Raw genomic sequence first — 26,624 nt, forward strand, 5'->3', positions numbered from 1 at the left:
ACTAAAAAGATAGTGGGAGTGCACCAATAGTTTCGGTCGTCTGGGATAAGGCTTTTGCAGACCTTACCGCTGTAATTAGACCTAGCCTTATCGAGTCAAACATGAAAGTTTTTTCCATAGTAGTATTCCCTATAAACAATCTAATTATAATTGTATTATATGCTGGATCTAGGGGAAATATGATTTTGGACCTAAACCCCGTGTAAACATGGGTCGCATAGTAAACTTGAATGATAGTATCTAAATTTACTACTGGCGTGACACATAGTTGATTCCCCTCTATCTCTATTTTAGGATCACCTATTAGGTCTTCGGCTCTTATTAGGACTGATCCCTGCTTAACCGAAAAGTTAATACGTTTACCTAGTTTATTTTTAGAGTTTGTTGTAAAAATATGAGATATCATCACGGGCTGATTATATGTGGGGATCACTCTCACGTTATCCCATGTGAACATTTCTCCCTCATACCTGTCCACATCTAGTATGACGTGGCCCTTTTGAATTTTAATCCTTCTCGCTTTTTTAGGTTTCTCGACTCCGATCAGAGGTACGATAAATTGGGCCTTCGATACGCTCTTGCCTTCAAGTCTTAGGTCGAAGTTCACGGGTATAGCATCGTTTTCATGCCACCCTATCCTTAAGGGGATAGACAGTTCCACCTTATTCGAATCTATCTCAATATCTTTGGACATTGACTCAATAGATATAAATAATTTCAGTTTTGCTTTGGGTTTTCTAGATAACACTATTTTTCCAGACAATATCGCGTTCCCATCTCCGTTCTTAGTTTTACCGTTTTGCTCTGCAACATATATTTTTCCATAAAACATGATTTTAATTGGTGAAACGGCCAGTTGAACCTTAAGAGGAAGCGATAAGAATTCTGAACTTATGACAATCTCCTCTTTTCCGTCATCCCCAAGGTACTCTAAGGTCTCTGTCACATACCCATTCTCAACTATACTGCCAACGTTAATCAGTTTTTCACTTTTCTCAAGGCTGTACCCCGCTGGATACTTTATGATAACCCCCTCTGAGAATTTCGATATCTCAGGATCATAACCATTCACCAAATCTAGCTTAAACAGTTTAGTCCCAGTGAACACTACCGCCTTCCTTAGCCCTATGCCCAATACACTTTCCTTGAACCTATACCTCAGAGATAAATCCTGGTCAAATATCAGCGCCTTCCTACGTGAAACTATACCGAGGAAATTTTGGCTTCCGTCGCTCTTTAGTACATTTATACTAGTTTCAAGATCCCGCCATGCACCCTGAAAATAGTACCTCGCCACTCCATTGCAAGAACCCAAAATCCATCCGTGTCCCTTAGAGATTAGATCAAAGATGCCGTTACAAATTCCTATTATTCTGTCATTGGAGAGTATTCTATTTCGTAGGTCGGTGTATAGGACCTCACCTTTCTGAACTCTCAGGACAATCCCCTCTATGGGGATGTCTTTAGACGCCCCATCCCATGTGTAGAGTGTAGTAAATCCATTATTCACCAGGGAGAGGCCAAACCTCGTGAAACCCGTGGCCTTTACCCCCTCATGGGTAAAGACCTTACCGCCAACAAATACCACTGCCTCATCCCTTCTAGCCAAGAACGAAAGTCTAAGCCTTCTCTTGAATAAACTGTATTCTTCGCCATTAAAGATAAATTTATTCTTAAATTCAAGTATCGGAGATTCGTGCCCGTCAACCAGCACGTAATGCACAGACCACGCCTTTGTACATTCCTCCTGCTCGCACCTAGTGATCTTCTCTTTCTCGCCATCAATCTCCACCAGATGGTTTCCCCTCTGAAACTTCCACAAATTATTGGATACCGTTACCTTACCATCTATCTCAATTCTTGGTTGAACCAGTGCCGAAGTTAATAGTACAAACCTTTCATCGTTTTTCATGAAACTTACGTCGATACCACTGGGCACAAATAACGATTCAGCAAATTCTATTTCGGGTAACTTCACATCCTTGTCTGGTAATTTAATTCACGGAGGGTGAGATGAAAATTACCTTAAGGCCATTATCGTTTAGGTCAGTGAGCTCCAACATTTTTCCATTTATTACTCTTTCGTTCTCTAGGGACAGATTAAGACAGACAGAGACTTCCATCTTTTCAGGCCTCGTAATATACAACAATAATTTTCTCATACTATCCCCTACCGTTAGCCCCGGTTCTGGGAGGAGGAAAACGCTCAACCCAAGACGTAATACTGCATCCACTTTCTCATAATTATATCCATATCTTATAGAGATAATGGCACTATTAGTTATCTCCCTGTGTATTAGTGAGGCACACTTCTGGATAGAACTGATTCCTGGCTCTATTTCATTATGTGGAAAGAATTTTCCTATTCCAGCTATCATTGGATCCCCCGTTGACAGGATCAAGGTTCCTTTCTCTGCTTCGACGTTTTTAATCATAGAGTAGAACCTGGAACCCTCCTCAAGTTCAATGAGTTCAGCGTGAGTGAAAGGTCTTACTGCGCTCAGAACTCTCCTCGTAGCAATTATTTTCCTAGCATCGCGCAAGTTATTAACTAGCTTCAAGGTAAAGTAGTCGGGGCTTCCCGGCCCAGCCCCTATGATCTTAGGCCAAGAATTTCTCTGACCCGGTTGATAATCCAACTATCTCCCCTTCCATGTTTATTAGAATGCAGTATACCTTTGCCTTTCCTTCAATAAGGTTATGGGAGTTAAGGGATATCTTATCCGCTATTTCATTAAATATCTCCTTGTAGTCATAGTCTTTCAAAATGGCAATAGCTTCATCCGTAGTTTTAGCGTTGATTAGCCTGAGGATATCGTCGTGTTTAACCCCGTGCTTGGCTGCGTAGGCAGTTATTATCTCTAATCTACCATCCCCATACTTATAGTGGGAGTTCCATATGCCTATGGCGCTCTTAATTAATTTCCCCACATGCCCATAGAGCAGAATTTCCTTGAATCCTCTCTTCGCCGAAGCCTTCAACATACCTCCTGTGAATATCGCCATTTGAACTATTGACCTGGGATCTACGTTGAGCTTTCTCCTTGCGCTGGTCTCACCTATATTCCCTGGTACCAGGACAACCTGATCTATCCCATAGGTTTTTACAATATCTAACTGCTCCACTAGGGAAGCGTACCAGGACACGAGGCTCATAGGCTTCACCACCCCACTGGTCCCTAGGATGGAGACTCCTTCCTCTATCCCAAGCTTAGGATTGAAGGTCCTCCTTGCGATTCTCTCGCCTTCTGGAATTGTCACCTCTATTTCTGCCCCAAAATTATCCCCAAGGACTTCCTTTAGATTGTCGATCAGTTGTTTCCTAGGGACTGGGTTTATGGCAGGTTCTTCAGGGTTCACAGGTAACCCCTTACTGACCGCCTTTCCAAGCCCCTTACCTGCCCTCACCACTATGTATCCCTTGTCGTCATTCAATCTCATTCTTACCACTATTTCCATTCCGTTTGTGTCATCCGGATCATCGCCACCGTACTTAGTTACTGAGGCTATGCACCATTCTTCTTCCATTTTTACGTAATTTAGTGGAATCTCTATTCTGAGTCCAATGGGGGTTGACACCACTACCGCCTTCTTAATCTCTCCAGTTATGGCATAGGCACAAGCCTTAGCCGCGGCCGAAAGAGCGGTTCCAGTCGTAAATCCCATCTTGAGGATTTTTCGCTTGGCAGATTTAGCGTTGGACAGAGAGGGTGAGCTTGGCTGATAGTTTAGCGGTATTCTTACACTCAACTTAACTCACTCCTCGCAACGTAGCTATAAAAAAGTCCTCAGTTCCGTGGATATGCCCAAAGTACCTTCTGCTTAGTTTACCCGATTTATACTTCCCATATCCCTCAATCCCTCCAACGTCAGTTGTCATCAACTTATCCACGTACTCGTCCATTATGACTTCCCCCTCCTCTGGAAATATGGAACATACTGAATATACGGCTTTCTTAAAACTAATATTAAATGCCTCTTTTATCATTAATTTTTGCAGTTTCGAAAAGTTCTCCACCTTATCCCTATCCCTGAGAGTTAAGAGCACAGTGGGCTCCTTGTAGAATATCCCTGAGGATGAGCATGGTGCATCTATGAGTATCTTATCGACCTTTAGGACTGAATTCTTGGTGGAGTCTTGGTTGATAAAGTCCACCTTTCCCAGATCTACACCCAGTCTTGACAATAACTTAATTTCCTTGTCCAATCTTTTAAGGTCCAGTTCAGCAAGGATGAGGTAAACATCACCTTGGGTAAGTTCGTAGACAAGTTCTGCCTTCAAGCCGGGAGCGGAAGCCAGCTCAAGTATTACGTCTCCCTTCTCTGGCCCCAAGGCTTGCACTACCGCAACGCTGGCCTTATCCTGGACTATTATCTTGAAATCATCAAATTCTTTTGTTTTAGTAATATTTCCTGATATAACTCTAAAAAGGTAATTGAAGTCTTTATCCCTTTCAAACTTGATACCCTGTGTCTCAAGGGAACTGAGGACGTCGTCCTCGTCAGCCAGTAATCTGTTCACCCTAAACCATTTGTACCTTCCAAGTTCGGCACTCTTTAGATACGCGTCCAGGTCAATTAGCTCCTTGAGTTCCTCGCTCATCCATGGAGGGAGAGATACCTTACTTCCCTTGTTCAGGAATGAGGTCACCTTCTTTCTTGCCGATTTTCCCTCCAGGGCATAGTAGGACAAAATAAGTTTTCTAGAGAGCTCGAGCAGCTCATCATAATCCACGTTTCGAACTCTTTTGATGGACTTGGCCTTGGAGAAGGCCACTGGTAAGGGATCTCCTTTCTCACAGAAGTGTAGCACCGATGACAGGAAATCCACCACGTCACTCAATTTCCATCAAAGCCCTCACTATGCTGACGCCTAGCGCAACTCCACCCTTCACGCTTATGTTAGTTATGTATTCAACATAGGTTTGTTTCGTTAGCCTATACTTTGCATGAAGAGCATTGACAAAACCCACTGGAACGCCTATGACAAGGGCTGGCCTTACTCCCTCATAAATCAAGTCCAGTAACCTCTCGAGAACCAGGGGGCTAGTACCAATTAGTACCGCCTTTCCCTCCAGCCTATCCCTCCAGGACTCAACTATGTCATGGGCGAGGTACCTGTGTTTCCTGGAAGTTGGCTCAATATACTCCCCTAAACCTCCTAAACCTTCCCTAGCCATCCTCGTATCCACAAGCACACCTCTCCTAACCAGTTCCGGTCCCACATCTAGAGCTCTCCTTGAAAACCTAAGGGTTCCCACGAGGTCTAGATCACCGGTGCTTCTTATGGCCCTTAGAATCACTCTTCTCTCCCTTTCCTCCATTAGCTCTAGGATTTCATTTAATACACTTTTGATCCTCCTTTCACCCTCTTCACTGATATTATCAATGAGCCCCATCACATGGTCATATTTGTGTTCAGGATCGCCGGCTATAAAATGTTGGTGAAACAATTATGTCTATGAAAGATGAAATTATTTCCCTCTTACTCATCGCACTGATACTGGCGTTCAAGGGGTCTTCCCTCGATGACGTGATGTATATACCTGCTTTGTACTTCACGCTAAGGCTGATAAGGATAGTAAGGTCAGGAAAGGCTAAAGCATAAAGTATCTATTTTTCGAACAGAGCCCAACCTCTCTGCACCTGTTTACAAAGCATTCCACACCCTGTCTTCCCTTAAGGCCTAATTCTTTGGAGTATTGCGAAATACCCTTGCTGGATGCAACTATCGAGGCTGACTCCCTAATGGCAATCTTCACCTTAGAGGCTTGCGATTCGTCAAGGTTAACGGCTATTAACTTGAGCACTAAGGGAACATCCCCGCACGCTTCTCTCCAGAGCGGAGTCAGATCTTCGTCTAAGTCATCTGTACTAACGAAACATTTACAATCGCCCCTAGTTACCGTTCTTTTAGGATCAAACATTTTCATGAAATAATACTCTGTAGAATTGGAACTTTTGACACAAACAGGACCTCCTTCGCATTCACCCTTAATCCCAATTTTCTCCGCAACTCTTGCTCCATTTGAAATAAATTTTATATCTGGAATATAATTTATTATTGGGATAGGAACGTAGATCAGATCGAACTTCTGAAACACGAATTTTAGATCATCTTCCTTTACCTTGACAGGCTCTATGGTTATATCTCTCTCAAGTTTACCTTCAAGTAGGGGAGTTAAGGGTATCAGATCAGCCTCGTTTGAGTATCCTAGGGATAATTTCACGATTAGACATTTAGTTCTCCATCGTCTATTAAGCTTAGATGAACGATAGGGTTGTAGGCACACTAATTATAGGCGGAGGATATGCTGGGCTCAACGCTTACTATTCGTTGAAGGGAAATGCAACAGTACTCTCGAGGAGCGACGAGTTTAGGTTCTGGACAGCCGAACTGAGGAAAGTCGTAGAGCCCAAAATAGCCACGCGGACAAAGGTACCCTTTGTGGAGATAGGGGAGGTAAAGGACGTGGATCTTTCCTCTAGGGTAGTTCAGGTAAATGGTGAGAGAATCCAGGCCACTAATCTAGTTATCGCTCCAGGTTGTGTTAGGGAGAACCTTAATGAAATCATGGGAGAGTCGGTCAAGTTATCCAGAGTGACGTTGGGGAGCCAGGATGAAAGAGACGAGTATTTAGTTCTCCAACTGGCGTTCTACCTCAAGAAACTAAGAAAGGATGTCAAAGTCAAAACTTCCTACCTAAAATGGTTGGGCGAGCCACTGGTAAGCGAAGTGTCTGCTCTCCTTGAGCAAGCTGGGATTGGTACCACTGAGTCTCCTGATCTCGTCCTAGACGAGTGTACACCACCTCATCCCTTTTCGTTTTATGAGGTAAATCAGTTCCTAGAGGTGAGGCAAGGGATCTTTGCCGCGGGTGATATTATCAAGGGATGGCCCAAGTTAGGTGAATTGGCCATGAGAACTGGCATATACATTGGTCAAAGAATAAGGGAATATGTAGGGGAATTTAAACCGATCTTCATTTTTATTTTGGACGATGGAAGGGGGACAGGTCTTCACGTGAGATCTACCTTTCCGTGGGGAGGCAGACAGCTATCCATTACTAAGTCAAGGATCAGACCACTATTTAAGCGGTTTATTGAAAGATATTACATCTGGAGAAAGGGTAATATGGGATTTCTAATCAACCTCTAGGACACCCAGGGACCCGGGGGGTGTCTGGGGGAAAACTCCTCCTCATTCAGAGGTCCCTGAGAGTCCTGTATAAAATTTGCATAATGGGGTTAATTTGCTTAGCGTAAGAGTTTTCACTTTGCGCCATATTTACGTTGACATGATAAACTCGTCACCCTTCTCTAGGTGAATGGTATCCCAAGAAGAATATCTAGGTCTATGCCTAACCCCAGTATAATTGAGGAGTAAATATTGTAGTAGAAAGCCTTCCCAAACATTCCCTTGGAGGCCAAATAGAAGGCGTAGGCCATAACGAGGCCGTGCAATACCGTTGAGGCATAGGAAATAGGTCCTAGGTTATACATGAAATCAGCAAGGATATCGAGGAGCACTGAGAACAACTGATTTAGCCCAGCGAAGGTTAATGCCCTGTTACCCAACACTACGGCGAAACTATGTAGACCCATCTTTCTGTCAAAATCTGCATCCGGAATATGATTGTAAAGATCGAATCCAACGGCCCAAAGTATCGTTGCAATCACGAACAACCAAGGAACGGATCCCAACACCTGGGTCAGGGATGTTGCATCTACTCCCACGCTGGCCACAGCTCCGCTAAATACTGCCAAGCCCTGCACTGTGGCTATCTGATAATTCGCGAAGGCAGTGAACCTCTTCATGTAAGGATAGGTCATTGTAACCAGGGCGACTATGGGTGAAAGAAGGAAGGCCCATCTGTTCACAAGATAGGCAGACGCGAAGAAACCCACGAGGCCTATGGCTATCAATACCTTGGCCTCTTTAGTGGTTATAGCTCCAGTGACAAGGGGCCTCGTCCTTGTTCTGGGATTTCTCGAGTCTATCTCCCTATCAGCTAGGTTATCATTAGTCATGCCTGCTATCCTAAGGAAGAAGAGGGCCGAAAATATTAGTAACAAAACGCTTGGAGATGGTATACCCCTAACGGCTACGAACGCCCCCATGTATGCCATGGGCAGACTAAAAAATGTCTGCTCCATTCTAAGGAACTTCAAATAGATGTAGAGTTTACCGTGACTAGCTGTCGCTCCTCCAGGATCCCAAGACACGACTACTCTTTTGCAACTAGAGGCTTTAATTTCTTATTAAGTTGAAGATAATAGTCCAGCCCATCCACAAGTGCCATTATCGATGCCTCTATAACGCTAGTTGAGACACCTTCAGTCCTCCAAGACCTTTCTCCGTCGTTAAACTCGATGGTCACACGTACTACGCTCTCCGTGTTCTTTACCTCGCCTGGTAGAACGACCCTGTAATCCGTGAGTTTAACTCTCTCTATTTCAGGAAAATCCTTTGAGAGGCACCGTCTCAGCGCCACGTCCACTGCGTGAACTGGTCCCGTACCTTCAGCAGCTTCAACTCTAGAGTTAACCTTGACTACGGCAAGGGCTAATCCGTTCTCGTTTATAACCTTCCAGTACTGCACGTCGAAGAACTTTTCATATATTCCCATTTCCTTGAAGGCCACTAACATAGCCGATTCAGGTGCCAGGTCAAAGCTGTATCCGCGGGCCTCCATCTCCTTGATGGCCTTTAATGCCTTCTTCAATTTCTCCTCCTTCTTTTCTACCTTGATTCCCAGTTTCTCAAGGTAATTCACTAGGTTGGACGTCCCAGAAAGCTCTGAGATTACTACCTTTCTCTGATTGCCCAGTAGGGACGGGTCTATATGTTCATATGCTCTGGTGTTCTTCATTACCGCATCGGCGTGAACTCCTGCCTTATGGGTAAATGCGTTATCTCCCACATAGGGCTGGAAGGGGTTGGGATGTAATCCTGCCAATTCATAGAGTGTGGAGGACACCTGTTTTAGCTTCTTAAGACCATCCTCATTCTTGAGTACCCTATACCCCATTTTTAGAACAAGGCTGGGTATTATCTGAATTAGGTCAGCATTTCCAGTTCTCTCACCAATTCCGTTAATAGTTCCCTGAACGTGTCTAGCCCCTCCTACTACCCCCATCAATGAGTTAGCTACTGCTGTACCCGAATCATTGTGCATGTGAACCCCAAGCTTCACCCTAGTGTTTTCGGCCACTCGTCTGGTTATTTCTAGTACCTCATGGGGTAGCGTGCCCCCGTTGGTATCCGCTAGGGCGACAACTCTTGCCCCAGCCTCACCTGCAGTATTAACTACCCTTATTGCATAATCTGGATCCTCCTTGAAGCCTTGATAGAAATGTTCAGCATCGAATATAACCTCCAGTCCATGATCCCTCAGGAATTGGATGCTATCAGCTATTATGGAGAGATTATCTTCCAAGGTGGTCCTCAATATTTCCTTGACGTGGAGCGTCCATGTTTTACCGAAGAGCACCGCAACCTTGACGTCTGCCTCTAGAATTGAAGATAGGCTCGGGTCGTTCTCTGGCCTTAAATCCTTCCTTCTAGTGCTCCCAAAAGCTGCAATCTTTGAATGCTTAAGGTAGTAGTTCTTAATCTCCCTGAAGAACTCGTAATCCTTAGGGTTAGATCCAGGCCATCCACCTTCTATATAGTCTACTCCTAGCTCGTCTAGGAGAAGGGCTATCTTTATCTTATCCCTTAGGGTGAAGGAAATAGTTGCTGCTTGAGAACCATCCCTAAGGGTTGTGTCAAGTATTTCTATGGATTTCTTGGCCACCGGCCATGGTTAGGTAATGTTTAAACTGATTATATAAACTTGACTATAGAGATGTGCAATTATGAACCTCAACTTACTGATCGTTGGGTTAGTGTTTCTGGTTATTGGCTCGTCACTTTACGTCTCTTTACCATTGTATTATCCAGGTTATTCTTCAGTAAACAATGTGTACAAATCTAACCAGGGGTATGTGATAGTAGGTCCTGATCAATCCGTCATAGTCAAGAACTTCACTGCGCAAAGTGGGCAGGCAATAATATTTCTAGTTCTCAAGGGAAATGCAAACGTTTCGCTATTAAGCTCCACTGGTAAACCAATTCTTAATCAACAAAAGGAAGTCTCCATAGAATTAAATCAGTCAAGGTACGAAATCGAGATAATAAACCTAGATAATCAAACCTCAAATATCTCTTTTACATATGGACTATTTAACGCACAGACAATTAGTAATTTCTATTACTCCCTGGGAATTCTTCAAACCTTCCTAGACGTTGTAGTCTTGGCCGGTGTCGCAATGATACTTTGGTACGTTATTTCTTGGTTTGTAACCAGGAAAAAATGACCTTGTTAATCCACGGGATTACCTCCTGAATAAAGCTAGGTCCCTGATGTGCTAGGAAATCTCCCCTGCTCACGTATACCGGAAGATTTAACATGTGAGAAAGTCCCCTAGTTTTAAGAGAGTCCCTAAAGCGTTGCAATTCCTCTGGTCTCTCCCTCTTGGGCTCATATATTATCAAGTCTATTTGTAATTCCTTAAGTTGATCTGCCCTTGGCTCCACGTAGGCATCAGTTAGGCTGTCAAATACGTTCTTTCCTCCGGCCAGCCAAATTCCGTCGCTGATGTGTGACGGGAAGCCAGGAGTTATGGGACCTCCTAGGTCAAGCTCTACGTAAATCCGAGGCCTCACCTCGGGGTGAGGTAAGCTGTTCAATTTGTTTAAGAGGTCCAGATAAAGTAACCTAGAACTTTCCTGATGACCAGAGGCATTGCCAACCAGAAGGATATTATTCAGGATTTCTCCAACCGTGGTAGCCACCCTCAAGGGGTAAACTGGATAACCTTTTCGCTCTAGCTCTGATGTAAGGTCCTTCTGAGCTCCTAGCGTGGTGAAGATTATGTCCGGGTCAAGTTGGTCCAAAATCTCAAACTTAACGTGGGTGTAGCTTCCCAGCTTTACCCTGTTTCTGGCCTCTGGAGGTCTGTAACTGAAGGCATCTGTTCCCACTACCAGATCGCCTGCCCCTATCATGAACAGGGTTTCTGTGGAGGCAGGATCTAGGCTCACCACTCTCCTTGGGGGATACTCCACCTCCACGAAGTCGTTCAGCACATCGTTGAATATCCTTTTTCTCATCTGAACCATCTCTTGAGCACGAGAAGCGAGTTCATATCCACGTCGTCAATGTTCAACTCCTCGACCTTTCCACGAATAATCCGTTGGTCTCTCCTCATAGCGTTACGAACTATGTAGAAGTTCCATCCCCTCGCCTTATCCTTAATCTCCTTCTCTATCATCTTGGCGTCCCCTCTCCTTCCCACGGGATTGAGGTTGTATATCCCTATTGTGAAGTTTGCCTCTATTGTCGCCCTCAGTTTCTCCAGGATTTTGTCCAGGGTCGTTGAGTACGTGCTAGCATTTATCACGGCGTAATCATCAAGAGGTATCTTTAGCAGGCTAGCGGCGAGGCTAATTGCGGTGATCCCTGGAATCACCTCATCAGCGTCTCCATACAGGCGAGATCCCATGCCAAAAACCATAGGGTCGCCAGAACTGATCACTACGGTGTTCCTGTCCTTCATTTCGCGAGCTTGAGCAACCCTCAACTCTATTTCCTCTACCTTGCTTTCCATGATCTGAGCGTCGGGATTAAGGAAATCCTTGACTAGATCAACGTAACTAGAGTAGCCTATAACTACGCTAGCACTTCTCAGCTCCTTTACTGCCTTAAGCGTAAGGGTGTCTCCACCAGCTCCTATCCCCACAACCTTGATCATTTAACCCCCAAGCATGTAACTACTCCATACGCCCTTTTAGTTCTTTTAAGAACAATTCTAGTTCCAAGTGCCTCGAGCGAAGGTTCGCATACACCATCAATACCAAATCTATCCCTGGCAACCCTGGATGGAGTAGATTGACTCCTACCTCGAATCTGATCCAGTGGAACGTAGATAATTGACGCACCTAGCATGTTACCTATCTTCTTGATCCTTTCATCTCCCTGCTTTATCTCAGGAACAGCAATAAAATCCAACCTCCTTTCATACACATGAAGCGATTTCATTGTGCTAACTATTGAAAAGTAGAGGACTTCAAGCGGAACCCCTGTGGAGTATCCAAGCCCTATTACCAGTCTCTTGGGCCTTAAGGTGGGAAGATCCGAGCACTCTTCACCTATGACTAGGTCAGCGTTTTCTAACCTGTCCGCGGGTTCGAAACCCTCAACCACCTTAAGGTCTAACCTATCCTCCACGAAGAACCTCAGCTTCCCGTTCTTAACAAGTTTGAAGTTCAGCGAGTCTGCCACCTTCGGGTCTATCTCAAGCCCATTCATCCACGCGAATTCCTCTACGCTGTAAATACCCATCTGTGAGGTACGTGACGTGAGAACAAGTTGAGACCCCATCAAATCTGCAATTATGCCTCCGAGGATGGAGCCACCACGATGTTCCTTGATGACGGGTATCACATAACTACCGTCATCTGTCACACTGATGACTACCGGGTCAGTGGCCTTATCCCTTATCAACCCTAGAATCTTTCTCACAGTAATTCCCAGGGGATAGAAGAACACGTAGATCTCAGGATTCTCATTGACCACGTAGTATCCAAGCTCCTCTAATCTTTTGGCCAGTGTTTTAGCCAGCTCGTTACTGGGATCAGAAACTATCTTAATCTTAGATACATACAAGTCAAATACTTGATTAAGCTCACCCCTTATTAAACATCATGAAAAAGGTAGTCCTATCACAAGGCTTATCAGGTAACCAAGCAAGATGAAGGGAAGAACTGGTACTCCCCACGCAACCCATATGTATCTTTCCTCTTCCAGTTTGCCCTCCCTAACCAGTTTAGCGTAAAGATCTCTCCAGTGCGAGTCATCCTCGTCAACCGAAAACCCCATCCTAAGGCTCTCGGACCCGCTTTCATCGATTTCTGTCAAGGGAAAGAGGAACTTCGACCTGAGGAATTGCTTCACCTTGATTCTCCTTGCCGTGAAGGACAGAACAAGCCTGGTTCCAAGTGGCAATCCACTGGTATATTTGAAATTACGTGCGAAATTAATTATTCCGGACAGGACGATTAGAACGGATGAATATAGCACCACTATTAAAGGTTCCATCCCCTGCTGGGATAACCCGCTGAATAGTAGTGGGTGCACCGACGCGTTCGCTAGGCCCAGAATGATTATTGCGAATAGATCTGCACCACCCATGAATGAGATAACGTAAAACCCGAAGAACACAGCGAGGACTGCGACAATGGAATAGAGATAGATGAAAAGGTTGACCTCGTGAATATCGAAATAGAGGAAGGCTATAAGTGGAGAGTATATCAACCAGATCTTGGGATCAACTTCCCTATACCTTAAGTCCAGAATTGAAGTGTGAAGCAACATCACGACACTTAGAAGGACCTGTAACAAGTATATAGGCAACACGGCAGGAAACCCTCTTCATCCCAACCCTACACGGGGGAGTCTGGGGCCAGATACCCTTACCAGCGTCTTATCAGGTAAAGATAAAAAGTTTTCCGTATTGTATGGATAGGCTAACCAGGAATGATCCAGGATAGGAAATTAGCCATCCTCATAGGCTGGAACGGTTCTGTGATAAGAACCTTCGTGGAGAAGGCCCAGGAACTGGGAGTCGAGTTAAGGATCAAATATCCCAGGCTGGATCCCATCGACGATAACTTCATGAGATTTCTTGAGAGCGCTGACGTGGTCTTCATTCACCACTTCTCGAGCGAACAGCTTTACCAGGAAATAATGGAGAAGCTTTCCCCAATCCTGAGAAGAAAGGAGGTCGTGGTGGTCGTAGATCCTGCGTTAAGTAACTACAACAAGGCTCCTCCAGAGGCCCTTGGGAAGGTATCGGCTTACTATTCGTATGGCGGAGAGGTAAACATCAAGAATCTCATTCTTTACCTGCTTAGTCTAAAGTATCCTGACATCACCGCACAGGAGCCTAAACCACTCCCCTTCTCGGGGATATACCACCCGAGGTTCGCAGAACCCTTCAGTGAAGTGAGGGACTTTCTAGATAGGGTTGGTGATTCTGGGAAAAGGGTGGGAATTCTCTTCTACAGGACAGCCTGGACTGACAGGGACCTGGGCGTGGTTGATGCAATAATTTCAAGTTTGGAGAGGCACGGAATCACCCCTATACCAGTTTTCGTGCAAGGATTTGGGAGCAAGGATAGGGGAATAGAGGGAAATGACGAGGCGATTCAGAGGTACTTCATGATTGATGGGAAGCCCATAGTGGACGCGGTGATAAGTCTTCTATCCTTTTCCCTTATCAAGAACTGGGATTCCACTATCCTTCAAAGGCTAAACGTTCCCGTGTTCCAAGGAGTTATAGATTATTACAAGACTGAGAACGAGTGGCTCTCCTCCAAGGGTCTAGATCCCATAGGAACCATGATGAGCGTCATGATGCCGGAGCTCAACGGGACCATAGAACCCATCCTAGTGGGAACGATAAAGGTTGTTAAGTCTGGCAACTACACCTACAGGATTTTGAGCCCTGCGAGGGATCAAGTTGAGTACCTGGTTTCCAGGGTAAGGAGATGGATAGACCTCAGGTATAAACCTAACAGCGAGAAAAGAATTGCCATCATCCTCCATAGCGCCTCAGCATACAAGGACCTGGAGGCAAACATAGGCAGTGCCACGGGATTGGATACGCTACAGACAACCATTGAGATCATGCACCTCCTGAAGAGACGTGGATATACCGTGAAGGATCTTCCCTCTAGTGGGGAGGATTTGGTCAAGCAAATCATATTGAGCAGGGCCTTTCCAGAAACTAGGTGGAACTCCCTCGAGGATATCCTCAGGGCTGGCACAGCTGGAACCCTTAGCTACAAAGACTACATGGAATTCTTCAGTACCCTCCCTGAAGAGGCCAGAAAGAGGGTGATTGAAACCTGGGGAGAGCTGAAGCCTGGAACCAGGGAATACATGTTTGACGGCGAGAAGTTCATCATACCTGGTCTCGTTTTCGGCAACGTGTTTGTGGGGGTTCAACCAAAGAGGGTTACGTGGCAGGACGAGGAGAACGCGATCAGGTTAGTTCATAACTCTGATCTGCCCGTTCCCCACTTCTGGTTAGCCTTCTACAGGTGGATAGCTAAGGGATTTGGGGCTGATGTGATAATCCATGTGGGGACCCACGGTACCTTAGAGTTTACGCCCGGTAAGGGGGTGGGATTATCCCCTGCCTGCTTCCCACAAATTTCCGTGGGCGAGTTACCCCACCTTTACATATATTCCATGAACGTGCCTGGGGAGGGCATAACTGCAAAGAGGAGAAGTTACGCAGTTCTAGTGGATCATCTCTCTCCTCCCACCATGTTCGATGAGATACCTGAGGAAGCCAGGAAACTAGAGGACATGATAGAGGAATACGAGGAGGCGGAAAGGGCGGATAACGAGGTTAGGCAGAAGCTGGTACTTAACAAGATCAAGGAGACCGCTGAGAAGATAGGGTTGACAGTGGACTTCACCGATCCAGATAAGGCCACACACGAGATCGAGCACAGGCTCAACATCTTTAAGGATTCAACTATCTCCAAGGGACTTCACGTACTGGGGGATGTGCCATCTGAGGAGGACTTAGCGGAATATGTTGTTACGGCGACGAGATTCGAGGAGGATTCCTTGGTAAAGACGTATGGTAGGGAGAAGGCTAAGGAGATGGTAATCAGTGCCATACAAGGCCAAACTAAGTTACCCGAAAAGGAGAATTACGTCCTCACCAAGGTTCTCGAGTCTGTGAACCTGGAGAGGGAAAGTCTCATGGAGGCGCTAAATGGGAGATTTGTGGAGCCTGGTCCATCGGGCTCAATTACCAGGGGGAGGTATGACGTCCTCCCCACTGGGAGGAACTTCTATGCAGTTGACCTTTGGAAGATACCAACGCAGTCGGCCTGGCAAACGGGTGCCTTGTTAGCTGAGAAATTGATAGATACTTTCTACAGGAAGAACGGCAGGTATCCAAGGGCAATAGGCTTCATACTCTGGTCAACTGACGTTTTCAGATCAGACGGAGAGTTAGTGGCCCAAATTCTCAGGACCCTGGGCGTGACACCTGTGTGGAACCCCATAACCAAGAGGGTTCAGGGAGTTAAACCAATACCATTAGATGAACTCCAGAGACCTAGAATTGACGTGGTAATCAACGTTAGCGGTATCGTTAGGGATAACCTAATGAACATCGTGGAGCTGTTGGACGAGGCAACGCAGTTGGTATCCTCCCTTAACGAGCCAGAAAGCCTCAACTATCCAAGGGCCAACTCCCTCAAATATCACGTGTTCTCAGCTAAGCCAGGGGCTTACGGTTCTGGGGTGAGCCACGCCATAGAGTCTGGGGTGTGGAACCAGGAATCGGAGCTTGGGGACGTGTATCTCGACTGGTTAGGATACGCATATGGGAAAGGGAAGAACGGTATAAGGGCCACAGACTCGTTGAAGAGGGCCATTGAGAACGTGGAAATGATAGTCCACAAGAGGGAGATAGATGAGATAGACATCCTCGACGATAGCTGTAACTACAGCTACGTGGGAGGGCTCTACCTAGCTTGTAAGAAGATAGGCAGGAACCCTGAGCTGATGTATGAGGATACCTCCAATCCCAACAGGCCTCAGCTTAGGCTGTTCAGGGAGGAGATAGAGAGGGTAAGCATTGGAAAGCTTCTCAACGACTCATGGCTTAACTCGCAGATGAGGTTTGGGTACAGGGGAGCCACAGAGATCCTCAAGAAAGTTGAGCATCTTTATGGATGGGCAGCTACCACTAGACTGGTAAATGATCAGATCTTCAATAACGTTGCCTCCAAGATAGTGTTGAATGAACGAATGAGAAACTGGTTCAATGAGGTTAATCCATACGCCCTCGAGGAGATAACGAGGAGGCTGATAGAGGCAAAAAACAGGGGTATATGGAGGCCTTCAAAGGAGATTGACGAGCAACTGTTAAACGTTTACTCGCAGATAGAGGGAGAGCTAGAGTGAGGTCTTTTCCCTTCAGTGCCATCGTGGGTCAAGAGAGATTAAAGAAAGCCCTTCTCCTCGTTGCAGTTGATCCAACCATCACAGGTGTACTGATCAAGGGACCCAAAGGAGTAGCCAAGTCCACGGCTGTAAGGGCTCTGGCCAACCTCTTGCCAGAGATAGAGGTGGTAGCTGATTGCCCCTTTTCCTGCGATCCAGACCATAGGGAGAGAATGTGTAACACGTGCAGGGCGAGGGTAGATCAAGGCCAGAGACTTCCCAGGGCTAGGAGAAGAATGAGGATAGTCGAGTTACCTGTGAGTGCCACCCTCGACAGGGTTGTGGGCACCCTCGACATAAAGAGGGTCCTAAAGGAAGGGGAAAGGGGTCTTGAACCAGGTCTATTGGCCCTCGCGAACAGGGGGATTCTATACATAGACGAAGTGAACTTACTTCCCGACGAGGTGGTGAACGCAATTCTAGATGCCGCAGCCTCTAAGTTTAACGTGGTGGAGAGAGAAGGCATCTCCATCATTCATCCTGCAGATTTCATCCTGATCGGGACCATGAACCCGGAAGAGGGAGAATTAAGGCCACAGCTACTGGATAGATTTGCCATATCCGTGGAGGCAGAGTCCCCTGGGAGCCCTGAGGAGCTCATAGAGATCGCAAAGCGAGTTGAGGAATTTGAGAGAAATCCAGAGGAGTTTCTCTCTAAGTACCGAGAAGAGGAAGCCCAACTCAGGGAGAAAATCCTTAAGGCAAAGGAGATCTTGCCCACAGTTAAAATTCCCGATAAGCTGATGCAATATCTGGCAGAGGAGATTCTGTCTCAATCCTCCAGTACCAGGGCAATGATAGCAGCGGTAAAGGTAGCAAGGGCCCTCGCAGCCCTAAGTGGTAAGACGGAGGTGGATGAGGAGGAAGCGAAGCAAGCCCTGGAATTCGTGTTACATCACAGGGTAAGCGAGAGGCGTGCCTCAGCTGGCTCCAGTAGTCTCCCCAGGAATCAAGGAGAGGTTCAAGGCAACACTACGAGTGACACCAATTCCTCAGGTGGCAGTAGGCAGGAAAAACAGGAACAAGAAATTAACCTCTCAATAAAGCCAGATTTACCCAAGACGAAGTCACCTGGAACTGGCTTCGGAAAAGGTGGAGTATTTGACACCATTAATGGCAGGTTTAGGGGTGGCGGGATTCATCTGGATCTTCACTCCTCCCTGATTAACATGGCCCTAGATCGAAGGAACTGGCTTAACCCAGATGACCTAGTCATGAAGAGCCTGGAGACCCAGGGAGCGATACCCATCCTACTTCTCCTGGACTCTAGCAGGTCCATGGACTTTTCCAGGCGAATTCTAGTCGCAAAGGCCATACTTAGGGAGTTGCTCCAGAAGGCATACCAAGTTAGGAGCAAGGTTGGTCTCGTAACTTTCTCAGGATCGGAGGCCAGATATGACGTTCCCCTAACCAGAAACTTGAGAAAAGTCGAGGAGTTCGTCAACGGGGTTCGTCCTGCTGGTAAGACCCCCATGTCCATGGCCCTGTACCTAGCCTTGCAAATCGTGAACAGGGAGAGGAGATCCAGAAGAAAGCTAAATCCCCTAGTCTTCTTGATCTCGGATGGTAAGGCCAACGTCTCCCTTGGAGGAAATATTCTCCAAGAGCTAGAGTATTTTTCTATCAAGTTAGGTGAAGTTTCTAAGTTCATCGTGATAGACACCGGAAGTCCCTATCAGCCCTCTTTCAATCCCACGCTTGCTGAGAGAGCTCATGGCCTCTTATTACGTGGATCAGATTTTGTAGATAATTTGCACTAGAGGTTAAGGTAAAGTTTAATATCATTTATACCTTTCAGAGACTGATAGCCATGTTCGAGTTAACAAAGGAACAGCTTGAGTACAAGGAGAAAGTGAGGGACTACGCCCAGAAAGTTGTTAGGGAGTACGCCAAGGCTATGGATGAAAAGAATGAAGGAGGAGAGAAGATAGTAAAGGACTTTGGAGAAATGGGACTTCTAGGAATGAAGATTCCACCCCAATATGGTGGCCTGGGGCTAGGTGAGGTAGCCTTCGCCATTGCCACGGAGGAACTGGGTGCGGAGAGTGGCGGAGCGTCACACAGCCTTCATACCCAGCTGAATGCCCTTCAGCTTCTAGTCTCAGTTGGAGGGGACTCAGCCAAGACGTGGATAGAGGAAGGGGTTAAGGGAAAGGAAATTTACGCTGTGGCACTTACAGAGCCTGGTGCTGGATCTGATCTTGGTGCGCTTCAGACGACAGCGAAGTTAGAAGGAAACGAGCTAGTCATTAATGGGGAGAAAATCTTCACGAGTGGGGCATCGTTTTCCACGAAGATGGTAGTTCTGGCAAGGACAAGCGGTAATCCGGGAGATAGGCAGGGCATCTCAATGCTACTTGTGGACACAAAGACCCCTGGGATAGAGGTTCACAAACTAGACCTTATGGGGATCAGGGGAGCTGGAGTCTCCTACGTGAAGTTTAACAATGCTAGGGTTCCAAAGGACTCAATTATAGGCAAGGAAGGAGACGCCTTCAGGGGGGCAATAAAGGCATTGATGGTAAGCAGAAACGGTTATGCCGGTATAGCTGTGGGTATAGCCAGGGGGGCTTTAGAGGATGCAGTTAACAGGGCTGCATCGAGAAAACAATTTGGAAAATCTCTCCTTGAACAGGAGTGGATATCCTTTAACCTAGCAGATGCACTAGTTAAGGTTGAGGCATCAAGGCTACTGACCATCAGGGCAGCCTACATGCTCGACAAGGGAATAGAGGCGTTAACTGAGGCCAGCATGGCCAAGTATATGGCCGCTATAACCGCAGCTGAAGTTAGTAGGACTGCCTTACATATATTTGGAGGACATGGACTAAACAGAGGCTCGAAGGTTGAGAGGCTATATAGGGACGCTAAGATCATGGAGATTGCAGAAGGAACAAATGAGATGCAGCTTATAGCGGTGTCCAGGGCCCTACAGCCTAAGAAATAGGTAGAGAACTAGAAAATTTACTATCAACAGAGGAACAGAGTTTTTAATAAACTCTATAAATCCAAATCCTTTTCCTCCCCTACTTTCTGAAGACTCTGAGATTATCACATTACTAGCTGCTCCTATTAACGTGAAGTTGCCAGCTATTGTGCTACCTGCGGCTAGGGCGAGCCAATCCAGCGGAGACGTGGCACCAGAGGAAATCATCACAGGGATGTATATTGCGACCAGGGGTACGTTGCTAAGCAATTGGCTAACCAGAACGCTTACCAGCATAATGGTAAAGACGGACGACGGGGATGGAAGATAGCGGACTATGGCACTCAGGACCCCGCCCTTTATCATGCCCTCTGTAAACATGAACAATCCTATGAAGAACAAAATGGTAGACCAATCCATCCTCCTAATGATTTCTCTCCTCCTTTTGGAGACTAGGATAAGGATAGACGAAGTGGTAAGGGAACCTAGGACTATGTCTATTCCGAGAAAACTAAGTGAGAAAAATAAAACCACAGTAATACCCAGTAGAGCCAGAGATGTGTAGGCAGTGACAGGGTCCTCTATTTTTTCCTGAAAATGGCCAATCTCTCCGTCACTCTTAAGTTCCTTCCTAAATAGTAGGAGTAAAATGGGATACGATAGAGCAAGATTGATCAGTGTGGGCAGTACCAAGATCATCGCAAACTCGATGAAGGGATTCTTCAGACCGGCATCCAGGGCTATTAGAAGATTTTGTGGGTTTCCGGTGGGGAGCATTACGCTTCCAATTGTAACTCCAAATGCTAGCGCGTACAGGAATGGTTTCTCATCCACCCCAAGTTTCTTACTGCTTTCAAGTATTACTGGCGTCCAGCTAGCCGAGACACCGTCATTGGTCACCAGATTTGACAGCAAACCGGAGAAGAGCAACACCCCAAAAAGAGTTCTAGAGGGCGTCTTGAACTTATTTACAATATAAAATCCTAAGTATTTTAGAAAGCCTGAAACCTCCAGGGCAGAGGCGAAGGTAAAGAGGGTAATGAGGAAAAGGATGACGTCAAGGTTGATAGACGCAAATCCCTCCTGAGGAGTAATAACACCCGTCACTATCATCATTACACCCCCGAAAAACATGGAGGCCCAAGGGGGTATTCCAGAAACTCCCCTAGTTGCTATTAGTGCGTAGGTGACTATAACAACAGCGAACGCTAACAGGTTCATGGCATTAAAGATAAGTAGTCTGATTTAAAGGGCTTCCATTTACGATAAGGGTTCATAATGAGAAGGTTTCTTTCGCAACCGTTGCTAATCACGGCCACGACTTATATGGGAATATGGTACCCAGTGACTCTGTATTCTCAGACCAAGTCTATTTTTCTGCTGGGATTAGCGACCACCCTGTACAATATGAGTAACGCTATTGGTTCCTATTTCTGGGGAGATCTATTGGACAAAACGGAGAGAAGGTTCGAGTACGGGATTTTACTCCCTGTGTCTTTGGCCATCTCGGCTTTCCTTTTGGGAGGGAAACTAGAGGAGAGTCTGCTTGGCTATACCATCACGGGGTTCGCGTCGGCCCTGAACTCGCCACTTTATTCTCTCCTTCTTCTAGAAAATTACAGCTTTGAGGAGATTCCTAAGATGAATTCGAGGCTGTCTCAATTAACTTTGTTGGGAAATGCCGTGGGAAGCATTTCAGCTATTGCTGTGAGCTCATTTCTCTTTCCTCTCTTCGTGTGTGTTGCATCCATTCCTCTTACGGTTATGTCCTTGAGAGGTGCCCACGGTAAAATCAACATAGATAAACCCTCTAGGCTAAGGAGCATAAGGGAGTTAACAGGGGCTTTAACGTCATTCACGGCCTTTAACTTCGGTGCCGAGATATTCTTCACAACCTTTGTTCCCTTCAATTACCTCATGGGAAATCCTGGGTCCTACATTTATGTGAGCTATTTCGTGTTATATTTGCTTGACGAGGGCATCTACTACGTGGCAGGTAAATGGTCCCCTGGGAGGGAGGCCTTCCTGATGTATCTCTCAATCATGGGGCGTGCCATGCTAGTGTTAGGCATATCACTAATTCTGAAACTTGGGATCAGATCAAGTGAAGCAACCATACCACTCTTTGTGACCTTCGGTTCATTCTATCCCTTGTTCGGAACCTCATTCTTCTCGTTCATGTTCAGGAACCTGAAGAGGAACAGGGGATCCATCATAGGAGTATTTAACGCGGTCGAGGACGTGGCTAATATAGGCGGAAGCGCGACGGTCAGCTTTCTAGGAAGTGACCTAAACCTGGACTACCTGGTGGCCTTCTACTCCTTTGCACTATCTGCAGTTACCTTGTATAGCTTCATTACCAGGAGGTTATCTTCCCCTTCTTCTAACTGATTCGTTCCACAGCTCTATTTCATGTGGCGTCTGTGGAACGTATCTGGGCATTTCCTTCTTATTTCCTTGAGGATCTACCCTCACATACGTGAAGTATGCCGTTGTCACATGCTTACACTCCTGTGTGGTTTCATCTAACCTGTTCACGTTTATCAGGAGGTCTATGGACGTCTTGCCTACGTATGTTATCCCCGCGTTCATTTCCACTATATCCCCTAGCCTTATGGGGGAATAGAAGAAAATGTCGGATACTGCAACAGTGACAACTCCGTCCTGATCCGGTCTGTAGTTTTCTATGCCGTTGTATCTTAACGCCAGTGTCCCTCCTAGGTCATCCATGGCCTTGAGGAGCATTCCAGCCGACATCACCCTTCCGTCATAGGTCATGTTTGGGCCGACGAAGATAGTGTTACTCAGCCTATACCTCAAAAAATTGGTTGGGTCCTCAGAACAGGCAATTTCCTTCTTGTTTCTGATTTTCTGAATCTTGTCGTTTCTCCTTTGTATGGCAAGCTCAATTGCCTTTCTTTCTTCCTCCGTCTCACCCATCACCTTCCCATCCACTGGGACAGGCCTGAAGTCCTGGTTAACCTTAACGTAAGTTCCACTTGCTGTTACTATAACCTCAGATCCTCTAGATGCCCTCATTTCCACCTCCATGGATGAATTGCCCACGTACAGAACTCGAGCGTCCACGAAGACTATGTCCCCTAGGTTTGCCCCCTTCTTGAAGAGAACCTGATCTAGGGAGGCCAGTACGGTTAGGCCCTTGCTCACCTTCATGGATGCTAGCATGCCCGCATCTGCCAGGAACTTCAGCATATCGCCCCCGTGAAGCCTTCCCATGAAGTTGGTCTGTTGATAGTGGACCATGTTTATTGTTCTAACTGCGGTATCACTAACCCTTAACAATCAAGTCTACCTCTGAGGCTAACGATCCATAGGAAGGATTGCGTCTAGCCTGAGCCTTGAGTATGTCCCTTAGCTGAATGAGGAGACTTGAAATATCAGACATGACCTTCTTAGCTACGTCGTCTGGTAGCTGTTCCATGGATATTCTCTTCTCCGAAGAAGAGAGAAAGGGGAGATACTCATCCTGTGACGTGGTGATTATGGCCAACCCTCTTCTGTCTATAACGTATTCGTGTGTTCCCTTCTTTCCCACAGTTATTGCAACGTCATCCGAAGGTGGTAACAACTTGCTTATTTCAATCAGCACCTTGATCAAATTCTCCTTTGTTCCACTCAATTTTAACTGATCAAGTGATAATTTCAAGGTTTCCAATCTTTCCATCATGCTCACCTAAGTCCTAGAGAGATCGTAATGGCCAATGGGAGGAGGAACAGGAACCCTGACCTTTAATCTTCCTTGTTTCAGCCATGGCGAAATCATATATGCTACACCATTCCTCTCCCAGCTTAATATTTTCCCCTCTGATCTGGGAACACCTAAACTCTCCGCAATGTCCAGAGATGTCCTGAAAACAAACTTCGTGTTAGCTAACTGAACAATAATATCACTTAGATCGGAGGGATTGTGAGTGGAGAACATGAACCCTATTCTTCTCCTACGGCCTAACCTCATCATTACAGATATCTTTCCCGCAACCCTTCTCACGTAATTGCTGTCCTCCTCCCCTCCCCTGTTTGACGGAAAGAACCTGTGGGCCTCATCTATGATAATGAGCAGTTTACTGTTAATCTCGCCCTTTCTCATCTTGCTCTCCCTAAGCTGGAAGATTCTATCCAGGAAATAGTAGGTGAGTATTTTCTGGGCGAAATCGTCGAGCTCCTGATTGTAGAGGTCAATTGTCAACATCTTAGAGGTGGAAAGTAGGTCTCCCAAGGACGTCCTAGGAGAACGCAGATCAAAAAGTCCAGTTTCCCTGAGCAAGTAGAGCCCACGAAGTATATTTTCACGCGTGCTCTTGTGGACCTGTAGTTTCTCAAAGTTCTCCTCGTTCATGTTCTCAATGAACTCGTCCAGGCTCTCGACGTCCTTCAGCTGAGAGGTAATTATCTTCAGGAAATGGGATGCCTGCTCACTAAAGTATGGGTTTAACTTATGAACTATCCGTCTGTTTTCCCTGAACGACAGGTAGAAGGGGTGGACCTCGGCGCTGGATTTCCAGTAATCTGAGGCGAGTTCAATCCTCCTTCCGCTAATCTGAACATCAATCTTCATCCCCTTCCTCTCTATGTAATTGACTAGGGGTTTGATGTAGAGATCATAGTAGGTCTTGGTTATTTCTTCTTCCGTTCTCTCCTGAGTATACTTCCTTAGCCAACGACTAGTAATCGGAAAGAGAATATCTTCGTGTAGCCCGTTGACTGGACCGTTCAGCTTATTGAAGTCCTCTATCCCTCTCCTAACATGTTCTGAGGTTAAATCAGGTGGGAGGAATGAGTGGTAATAATCCCCTGTGGCATCAAAGATGATCACCTGTTCGTCTTCAACCGTAGTGACCAATGAGGTTATCACGTCCTTAATGAATGAGGTCTTCCCGGCCCCTGTGGTGCCTATGACCAGACTATGAAAATTCAACTCCTCAGGAGGGATACTGACCCTTGCCTCGGAGTTGGAAATGTCCAGGAAACCAAGTTTCAATTTCCCGCGATTGATCCCCATAGCCCTCTCAACCATCTCAGGATAGGGGATTATCACGGGTGACTGGGGTTCAGGTATTATGTCTGCAGGCACAGGTTCTCCTCTACCAAGAGGGTCAAGTCTAGTGAGCATCTCGCACTTAAGTATAACGTTTCCTATCAGGGTTCCTGGATCGTCGTCCTCAACCAGTTTTGGAGTGATGTCAGTTGAGTTGAACAGTGATGACGTGATATCACTTCTCTCATACCCAACAACTTGAAGCAGTATGAACTCTAGAGTTCTAATGTCCACTGCACCCAGAAGGATTCCCATCCTACCAAGGTATTCGTTAGAGTAATACGTTTCAGCATCAACTACTGCGTTTACGTAAAGGCTCTCCTGGTCTATCCTGTTTGGCATGTACTTGGAAATCTTTCCTATCATCTTCCCTAGGCTTACTGCCAAGGCTCTGGCCCTACTGGTTCTCTCCTTCATGCCCTTGTAGAGTTCGTCAATCAAGCTCCCAATCCCTCCAGTCTGCTGTAGAAACTCGACTGAATGCCTTCCCTTGACAACTGCTGGAGTAACATGTTAAACACAGCGTTGGACACCTCCTTGGCCACCTTATCAGCGAAAGCTAGTGGAAGGGGAATTCCATCAGAGGTAATTGGCGTAGATAAAATAATTCCAGGATCAAGGGAATCGGTGAGGCTCTCAACCCTCAACACGGAGAACCTCTCCAGGAAGGGGTGGAAGGGAATTACTACGTAGTTGGAAAATATCTCAGTTCCCTCCTCTTTTCCGTGGAGTGGACCTACCACAAGAGGTTTAAAAGGAGGCTTAAAGTTCTTTTTCACAAGGTGAATTAAGAAGGCTTCATCGTTGGAGAACGAGGCTGGATTCACTTTGTATTTCATGATCATGACTTCTCTGATTTTCCTTTCATTAAGTGATTCAATCAAGACAGTAGAGTGATTTACCCTTTTAACAATCCCAATAAAATTTTTCTGTAGGACTTCCTTTCTTCTCTGAAGGAGTTTATTGGCAACTCTCTTGTTAATGTAAAGGAACTTAGGTAAGAGAGGACCGTCCACCAGGACCAGGGGACTATCCTTCACCTTCTCCAGTGAAGAGGTCTCCAAGGAAAAACGGAGCTCCGTCTCTAACCTAGTTAAGTCTTGTTGAAACGGGTTTCCCTCCATCTGAACCCTGGACACTGCCGGATGAAGAAGAAAGTCCTCTATTTTCTCTGGTCCAGTAAAGGGAGTAGCGAGAGCGATGAAGGGCTCCTGTAGATCAAGACTCATGCTGGGGTCAAATGAGGGGAACATACCCTTAATTCCCCTTAAACTTGAGATTGCAGACACGGAGCTGACCGAAATTAATCCCTGGGAGAGAACAAAGCTCCTGCTACTCCCGTCCACCGCAACGATCTCGGTTGATACCTTGGGTATGCTGTCCACCACCCTTATTATGTCATCGGAAGAGGTAAGGTCAACATCCTGTGCCTGGTCTAGAATGGGGCTAAAGGGCGGGCTCTCCAAATGGAAGATAATGTACTTGGAGACAATGCTATTAAGTAGATCGGATAGCCCGCCTCTCGATGCCATATTACGATATTAACAATTATAGAAATATT

General features: G+C 46.1%; 24 protein-coding genes. 7 read left to right on the forward strand and 17 right to left on the reverse strand.

The features are described from left to right. Position 1: 1 nt before the first annotated feature. The 5 genes from upsX to ACI49J_RS00890 form a co-directional block, all read right to left on the reverse strand. Entirely contained in the window at positions 2–1,912 is a 1,911-nt protein-coding gene (gene upsX / locus ACI49J_RS00870; protein ID WP_240253651.1) for a protein UpsX, read from the reverse strand. Between the two features lie 82 nt (positions 1,913–1,994). After that, positions 1,995–2,639, reverse strand: a complete 645-nt coding sequence (locus ACI49J_RS00875) for a cobalt-precorrin-7 (C(5))-methyltransferase (RefSeq protein WP_240253652.1) — start codon at positions 2,637–2,639, stop codon at positions 1,995–1,997. Further along, positions 2,602–3,750 (reverse strand): cobalt-precorrin-5B (C(1))-methyltransferase CbiD, encoded by a 1,149-nt coding sequence (gene cbiD, locus ACI49J_RS00880; RefSeq protein WP_240253656.1) that lies wholly within the window; start codon positions 3,748–3,750, stop codon positions 2,602–2,604. The genes ACI49J_RS00875 and cbiD overlap by 38 nt, the downstream gene beginning before the upstream one ends. 1 nt (position 3,751) lies before the next feature. Further along, positions 3,752–4,831, reverse strand: coding sequence for an RsmB/NOP family class I SAM-dependent RNA methyltransferase (locus ACI49J_RS00885; RefSeq protein WP_240253657.1), 1,080 nt, complete (start codon positions 4,829–4,831; stop codon positions 3,752–3,754). A gap of 4 nt (positions 4,832–4,835) precedes the next feature. Further along, the gene (locus ACI49J_RS00890; protein WP_240253879.1) at positions 4,836–5,399 is read right to left on the reverse strand and encodes a precorrin-8X methylmutase; all 564 of its coding nucleotides are present in this window, start codon (positions 5,397–5,399) and stop codon (positions 4,836–4,838) included. Positions 5,400–5,455: 56 nt separating this feature from the next. Here ACI49J_RS00890 and ACI49J_RS00895 point away from each other — a divergent pair, with 56 nt between their 5' ends. After that, positions 5,456–5,608 (forward strand): hypothetical protein, encoded by a 153-nt coding sequence (locus ACI49J_RS00895; RefSeq protein ID WP_318552041.1) that lies wholly within the window; start codon positions 5,456–5,458, stop codon positions 5,606–5,608. Here the strand turns inward: ACI49J_RS00895 and ACI49J_RS00900 are convergent. Next, on the reverse strand, positions 5,598–6,230 hold the full coding sequence (locus ACI49J_RS00900; RefSeq protein ID WP_240253658.1) for a hypothetical protein: 633 nt from the start codon (positions 6,228–6,230) through the stop codon (positions 5,598–5,600). The genes ACI49J_RS00895 and ACI49J_RS00900 overlap by 11 nt on opposite strands. Positions 6,231–6,268: 38 nt before the next feature. Between ACI49J_RS00900 and ACI49J_RS00905 the strand changes: the two genes are divergently transcribed. Then, positions 6,269–7,159: an FAD/NAD(P)-binding oxidoreductase gene (locus ACI49J_RS00905; RefSeq protein WP_240253660.1), complete on the forward strand. Its 891-nt coding sequence runs from the start codon at positions 6,269–6,271 to the stop codon at positions 7,157–7,159. Positions 7,160–7,320: 161 nt separating this feature from the next. Here the strand turns inward: ACI49J_RS00905 and ACI49J_RS00910 are convergent, their stop codons facing one another. Both ACI49J_RS00910 and cimA read right to left on the reverse strand, forming a co-directional pair. Beyond that, positions 7,321–8,226, reverse strand: coding sequence for a 4-hydroxybenzoate octaprenyltransferase (locus tag ACI49J_RS00910; RefSeq protein ID WP_012022023.1), 906 nt, complete (start codon positions 8,224–8,226; stop codon positions 7,321–7,323). Positions 8,227–8,228: 2 nt separating this feature from the next. Then, on the reverse strand, positions 8,229–9,800 hold the full coding sequence (gene cimA / locus ACI49J_RS00915; RefSeq protein WP_240253662.1) for a citramalate synthase: 1,572 nt from the start codon (positions 9,798–9,800) through the stop codon (positions 8,229–8,231). Positions 9,801–9,861: 61 nt separating this feature from the next. On the opposite strand from cimA, the gene ACI49J_RS00920 reads away from it, so the two are divergent. Then, the gene (locus ACI49J_RS00920) at positions 9,862–10,362 is read left to right on the forward strand and encodes a hypothetical protein (protein ID WP_240253663.1); all 501 of its coding nucleotides are present in this window, start codon (positions 9,862–9,864) and stop codon (positions 10,360–10,362) included. Here ACI49J_RS00920 and ACI49J_RS00925 read toward each other — a convergent pair. The 4 genes from ACI49J_RS00925 to ACI49J_RS00940 are packed head-to-tail and all read right to left on the reverse strand — an operon-like array spanning position 10,331 to position 13,463. Next, positions 10,331–11,158, reverse strand: coding sequence for an ABC transporter substrate-binding protein (locus tag ACI49J_RS00925; RefSeq protein WP_240253666.1), 828 nt, complete (start codon positions 11,156–11,158; stop codon positions 10,331–10,333). The genes ACI49J_RS00920 and ACI49J_RS00925 overlap by 32 nt on opposite strands. Further along, positions 11,155–11,799 carry an SAM-dependent methyltransferase gene (locus ACI49J_RS00930; RefSeq protein ID WP_240253668.1) on the reverse strand — a complete coding sequence of 215 codons (645 nt, stop codon included), beginning with the start codon at positions 11,797–11,799 and terminating at the stop codon, positions 11,155–11,157. The genes ACI49J_RS00925 and ACI49J_RS00930 overlap by 4 nt, the downstream gene beginning before the upstream one ends. Beyond that, positions 11,796–12,713 (reverse strand): cobalamin biosynthesis protein, encoded by a 918-nt coding sequence (locus ACI49J_RS00935; protein WP_012022018.1) that lies wholly within the window; start codon positions 12,711–12,713, stop codon positions 11,796–11,798. Before ACI49J_RS00935 ends, ACI49J_RS00930 begins: the two co-directional genes overlap by 4 nt. A 36-nt stretch (positions 12,714–12,749) precedes the next feature. Next, on the reverse strand, positions 12,750–13,463 hold the full coding sequence (locus ACI49J_RS00940; RefSeq protein WP_012022017.1) for an A24 family peptidase C-terminal domain-containing protein: 714 nt from the start codon (positions 13,461–13,463) through the stop codon (positions 12,750–12,752). Positions 13,464–13,583: 120 nt separating this feature from the next. Here ACI49J_RS00940 and ACI49J_RS00945 point away from each other — a divergent pair, with 120 nt between their 5' ends. Genes ACI49J_RS00945 through ACI49J_RS00955 form a run of 3 tightly spaced genes read left to right on the forward strand, consistent with a single transcriptional unit; the run spans position 13,584 to position 20,028 of the window. Then, entirely contained in the window at positions 13,584–17,042 is a 3,459-nt protein-coding gene (locus tag ACI49J_RS00945; protein WP_240253670.1) for a cobaltochelatase subunit CobN, read from the forward strand. After that, the gene (locus tag ACI49J_RS00950; RefSeq protein WP_240253680.1) at positions 17,039–18,841 is read left to right on the forward strand and encodes a VWA domain-containing protein; all 1,803 of its coding nucleotides are present in this window, start codon (positions 17,039–17,041) and stop codon (positions 18,839–18,841) included. The genes ACI49J_RS00945 and ACI49J_RS00950 overlap by 4 nt, the downstream gene beginning before the upstream one ends. A 50-nt stretch (positions 18,842–18,891) precedes the next feature. Next, the gene (locus ACI49J_RS00955) at positions 18,892–20,028 is read left to right on the forward strand and encodes an acyl-CoA dehydrogenase family protein (RefSeq protein ID WP_240253684.1); all 1,137 of its coding nucleotides are present in this window, start codon (positions 18,892–18,894) and stop codon (positions 20,026–20,028) included. On the opposite strand, the gene ACI49J_RS00960 is transcribed toward ACI49J_RS00955, so the two are convergent. Further along, a complete protein-coding gene (locus tag ACI49J_RS00960) occupies positions 20,011–21,228 on the reverse strand; it encodes an SLC13 family permease (protein ID WP_240253685.1) in 1,218 nt (405 codons plus the stop codon). The two genes, ACI49J_RS00955 and ACI49J_RS00960, sit on opposite strands and share 18 nt — an antisense overlap. A 57-nt stretch (positions 21,229–21,285) precedes the next feature. On the opposite strand from ACI49J_RS00960, the gene ACI49J_RS00965 reads away from it, so the two are divergent. Then, a complete protein-coding gene (locus ACI49J_RS00965) occupies positions 21,286–22,398 on the forward strand; it encodes an MFS transporter (RefSeq protein WP_240253689.1) in 1,113 nt (370 codons plus the stop codon). Here ACI49J_RS00965 and ACI49J_RS00970 read toward each other — a convergent pair. The 4 genes from ACI49J_RS00970 to ACI49J_RS00985 are packed head-to-tail and all read right to left on the reverse strand — an operon-like array spanning position 22,375 to position 26,595. Continuing rightward, positions 22,375–23,271, reverse strand: coding sequence for an acyl-CoA thioesterase (locus ACI49J_RS00970; RefSeq protein ID WP_240253880.1), 897 nt, complete (start codon positions 23,269–23,271; stop codon positions 22,375–22,377). The two genes, ACI49J_RS00965 and ACI49J_RS00970, sit on opposite strands and share 24 nt — an antisense overlap. A gap of 25 nt (positions 23,272–23,296) precedes the next feature. Further along, positions 23,297–23,692, reverse strand: coding sequence for a hypothetical protein (locus tag ACI49J_RS00975; RefSeq protein WP_240253691.1), 396 nt, complete (start codon positions 23,690–23,692; stop codon positions 23,297–23,299). Positions 23,693–23,701: 9 nt separating this feature from the next. Beyond that, a complete protein-coding gene (locus tag ACI49J_RS00980; protein WP_048060370.1) occupies positions 23,702–25,480 on the reverse strand; it encodes an ATP-binding protein in 1,779 nt (592 codons plus the stop codon). A gap of 20 nt (positions 25,481–25,500) precedes the next feature. Next, positions 25,501–26,595, reverse strand: coding sequence for a DNA double-strand break repair nuclease NurA (locus tag ACI49J_RS00985; RefSeq protein WP_240253693.1), 1,095 nt, complete (start codon positions 26,593–26,595; stop codon positions 25,501–25,503). Positions 26,596–26,624: the final 29 nt, after the last annotated feature.

This window comes from Metallosphaera sp. D4-4, assembly GCF_046245145.1.
Taxonomy (GTDB): Archaea; Thermoproteota; Thermoprotei_A; order Sulfolobales; family Sulfolobaceae; genus Metallosphaera; species Metallosphaera sedula.

Excerpts from the sequence above, each read along its gene's own strand:
- upsX (WP_240253651.1), bottom strand. The coding sequence starts at position 1,912 with ATGAAAAACGATGAAAGGTTTGTACTATTAACTTCGGCACTGGTTCAA.
- ACI49J_RS00890 (WP_240253879.1), bottom strand. The coding sequence starts at position 5,399 with ATGGGGCTCATTGATAATATCAGTGAAGAGGGTGAAAGGAGGATCAAA.
- ACI49J_RS00895 (WP_318552041.1), top strand. The coding sequence starts at position 5,456 with ATGTCTATGAAAGATGAAATTATTTCCCTCTTACTCATCGCACTGATA.
- ACI49J_RS00905 (WP_240253660.1), top strand. The coding sequence starts at position 6,269 with ATGAACGATAGGGTTGTAGGCACACTAATTATAGGCGGAGGATATGCT.
- ACI49J_RS00920 (WP_240253663.1), top strand. The coding sequence starts at position 9,862 with ATGAACCTCAACTTACTGATCGTTGGGTTAGTGTTTCTGGTTATTGGC.
- ACI49J_RS00925 (WP_240253666.1), bottom strand. The coding sequence starts at position 11,158 with ATGAGAAAAAGGATATTCAACGATGTGCTGAACGACTTCGTGGAGGTG.
- ACI49J_RS00930 (WP_240253668.1), bottom strand. The coding sequence starts at position 11,799 with ATGATCAAGGTTGTGGGGATAGGAGCTGGTGGAGACACCCTTACGCTT.
- ACI49J_RS00945 (WP_240253670.1), top strand. The coding sequence starts at position 13,584 with ATGATCCAGGATAGGAAATTAGCCATCCTCATAGGCTGGAACGGTTCT.
- ACI49J_RS00955 (WP_240253684.1), top strand. The coding sequence starts at position 18,892 with ATGTTCGAGTTAACAAAGGAACAGCTTGAGTACAAGGAGAAAGTGAGG.
- ACI49J_RS00960 (WP_240253685.1), bottom strand. The coding sequence starts at position 21,228 with ATGAACCTGTTAGCGTTCGCTGTTGTTATAGTCACCTACGCACTAATA.
- ACI49J_RS00965 (WP_240253689.1), top strand. The coding sequence starts at position 21,286 with ATGAGAAGGTTTCTTTCGCAACCGTTGCTAATCACGGCCACGACTTAT.
- ACI49J_RS00970 (WP_240253880.1), bottom strand. The coding sequence starts at position 23,271 with ATGGTCCACTATCAACAGACCAACTTCATGGGAAGGCTTCACGGGGGC.
- ACI49J_RS00975 (WP_240253691.1), bottom strand. The coding sequence starts at position 23,692 with ATGGAAAGATTGGAAACCTTGAAATTATCACTTGATCAGTTAAAATTG.
- ACI49J_RS00980 (WP_048060370.1), bottom strand. The coding sequence starts at position 25,480 with ATGAAGGAGAGAACCAGTAGGGCCAGAGCCTTGGCAGTAAGCCTAGGG.
- ACI49J_RS00985 (WP_240253693.1), bottom strand. The coding sequence starts at position 26,595 with ATGGCATCGAGAGGCGGGCTATCCGATCTACTTAATAGCATTGTCTCC.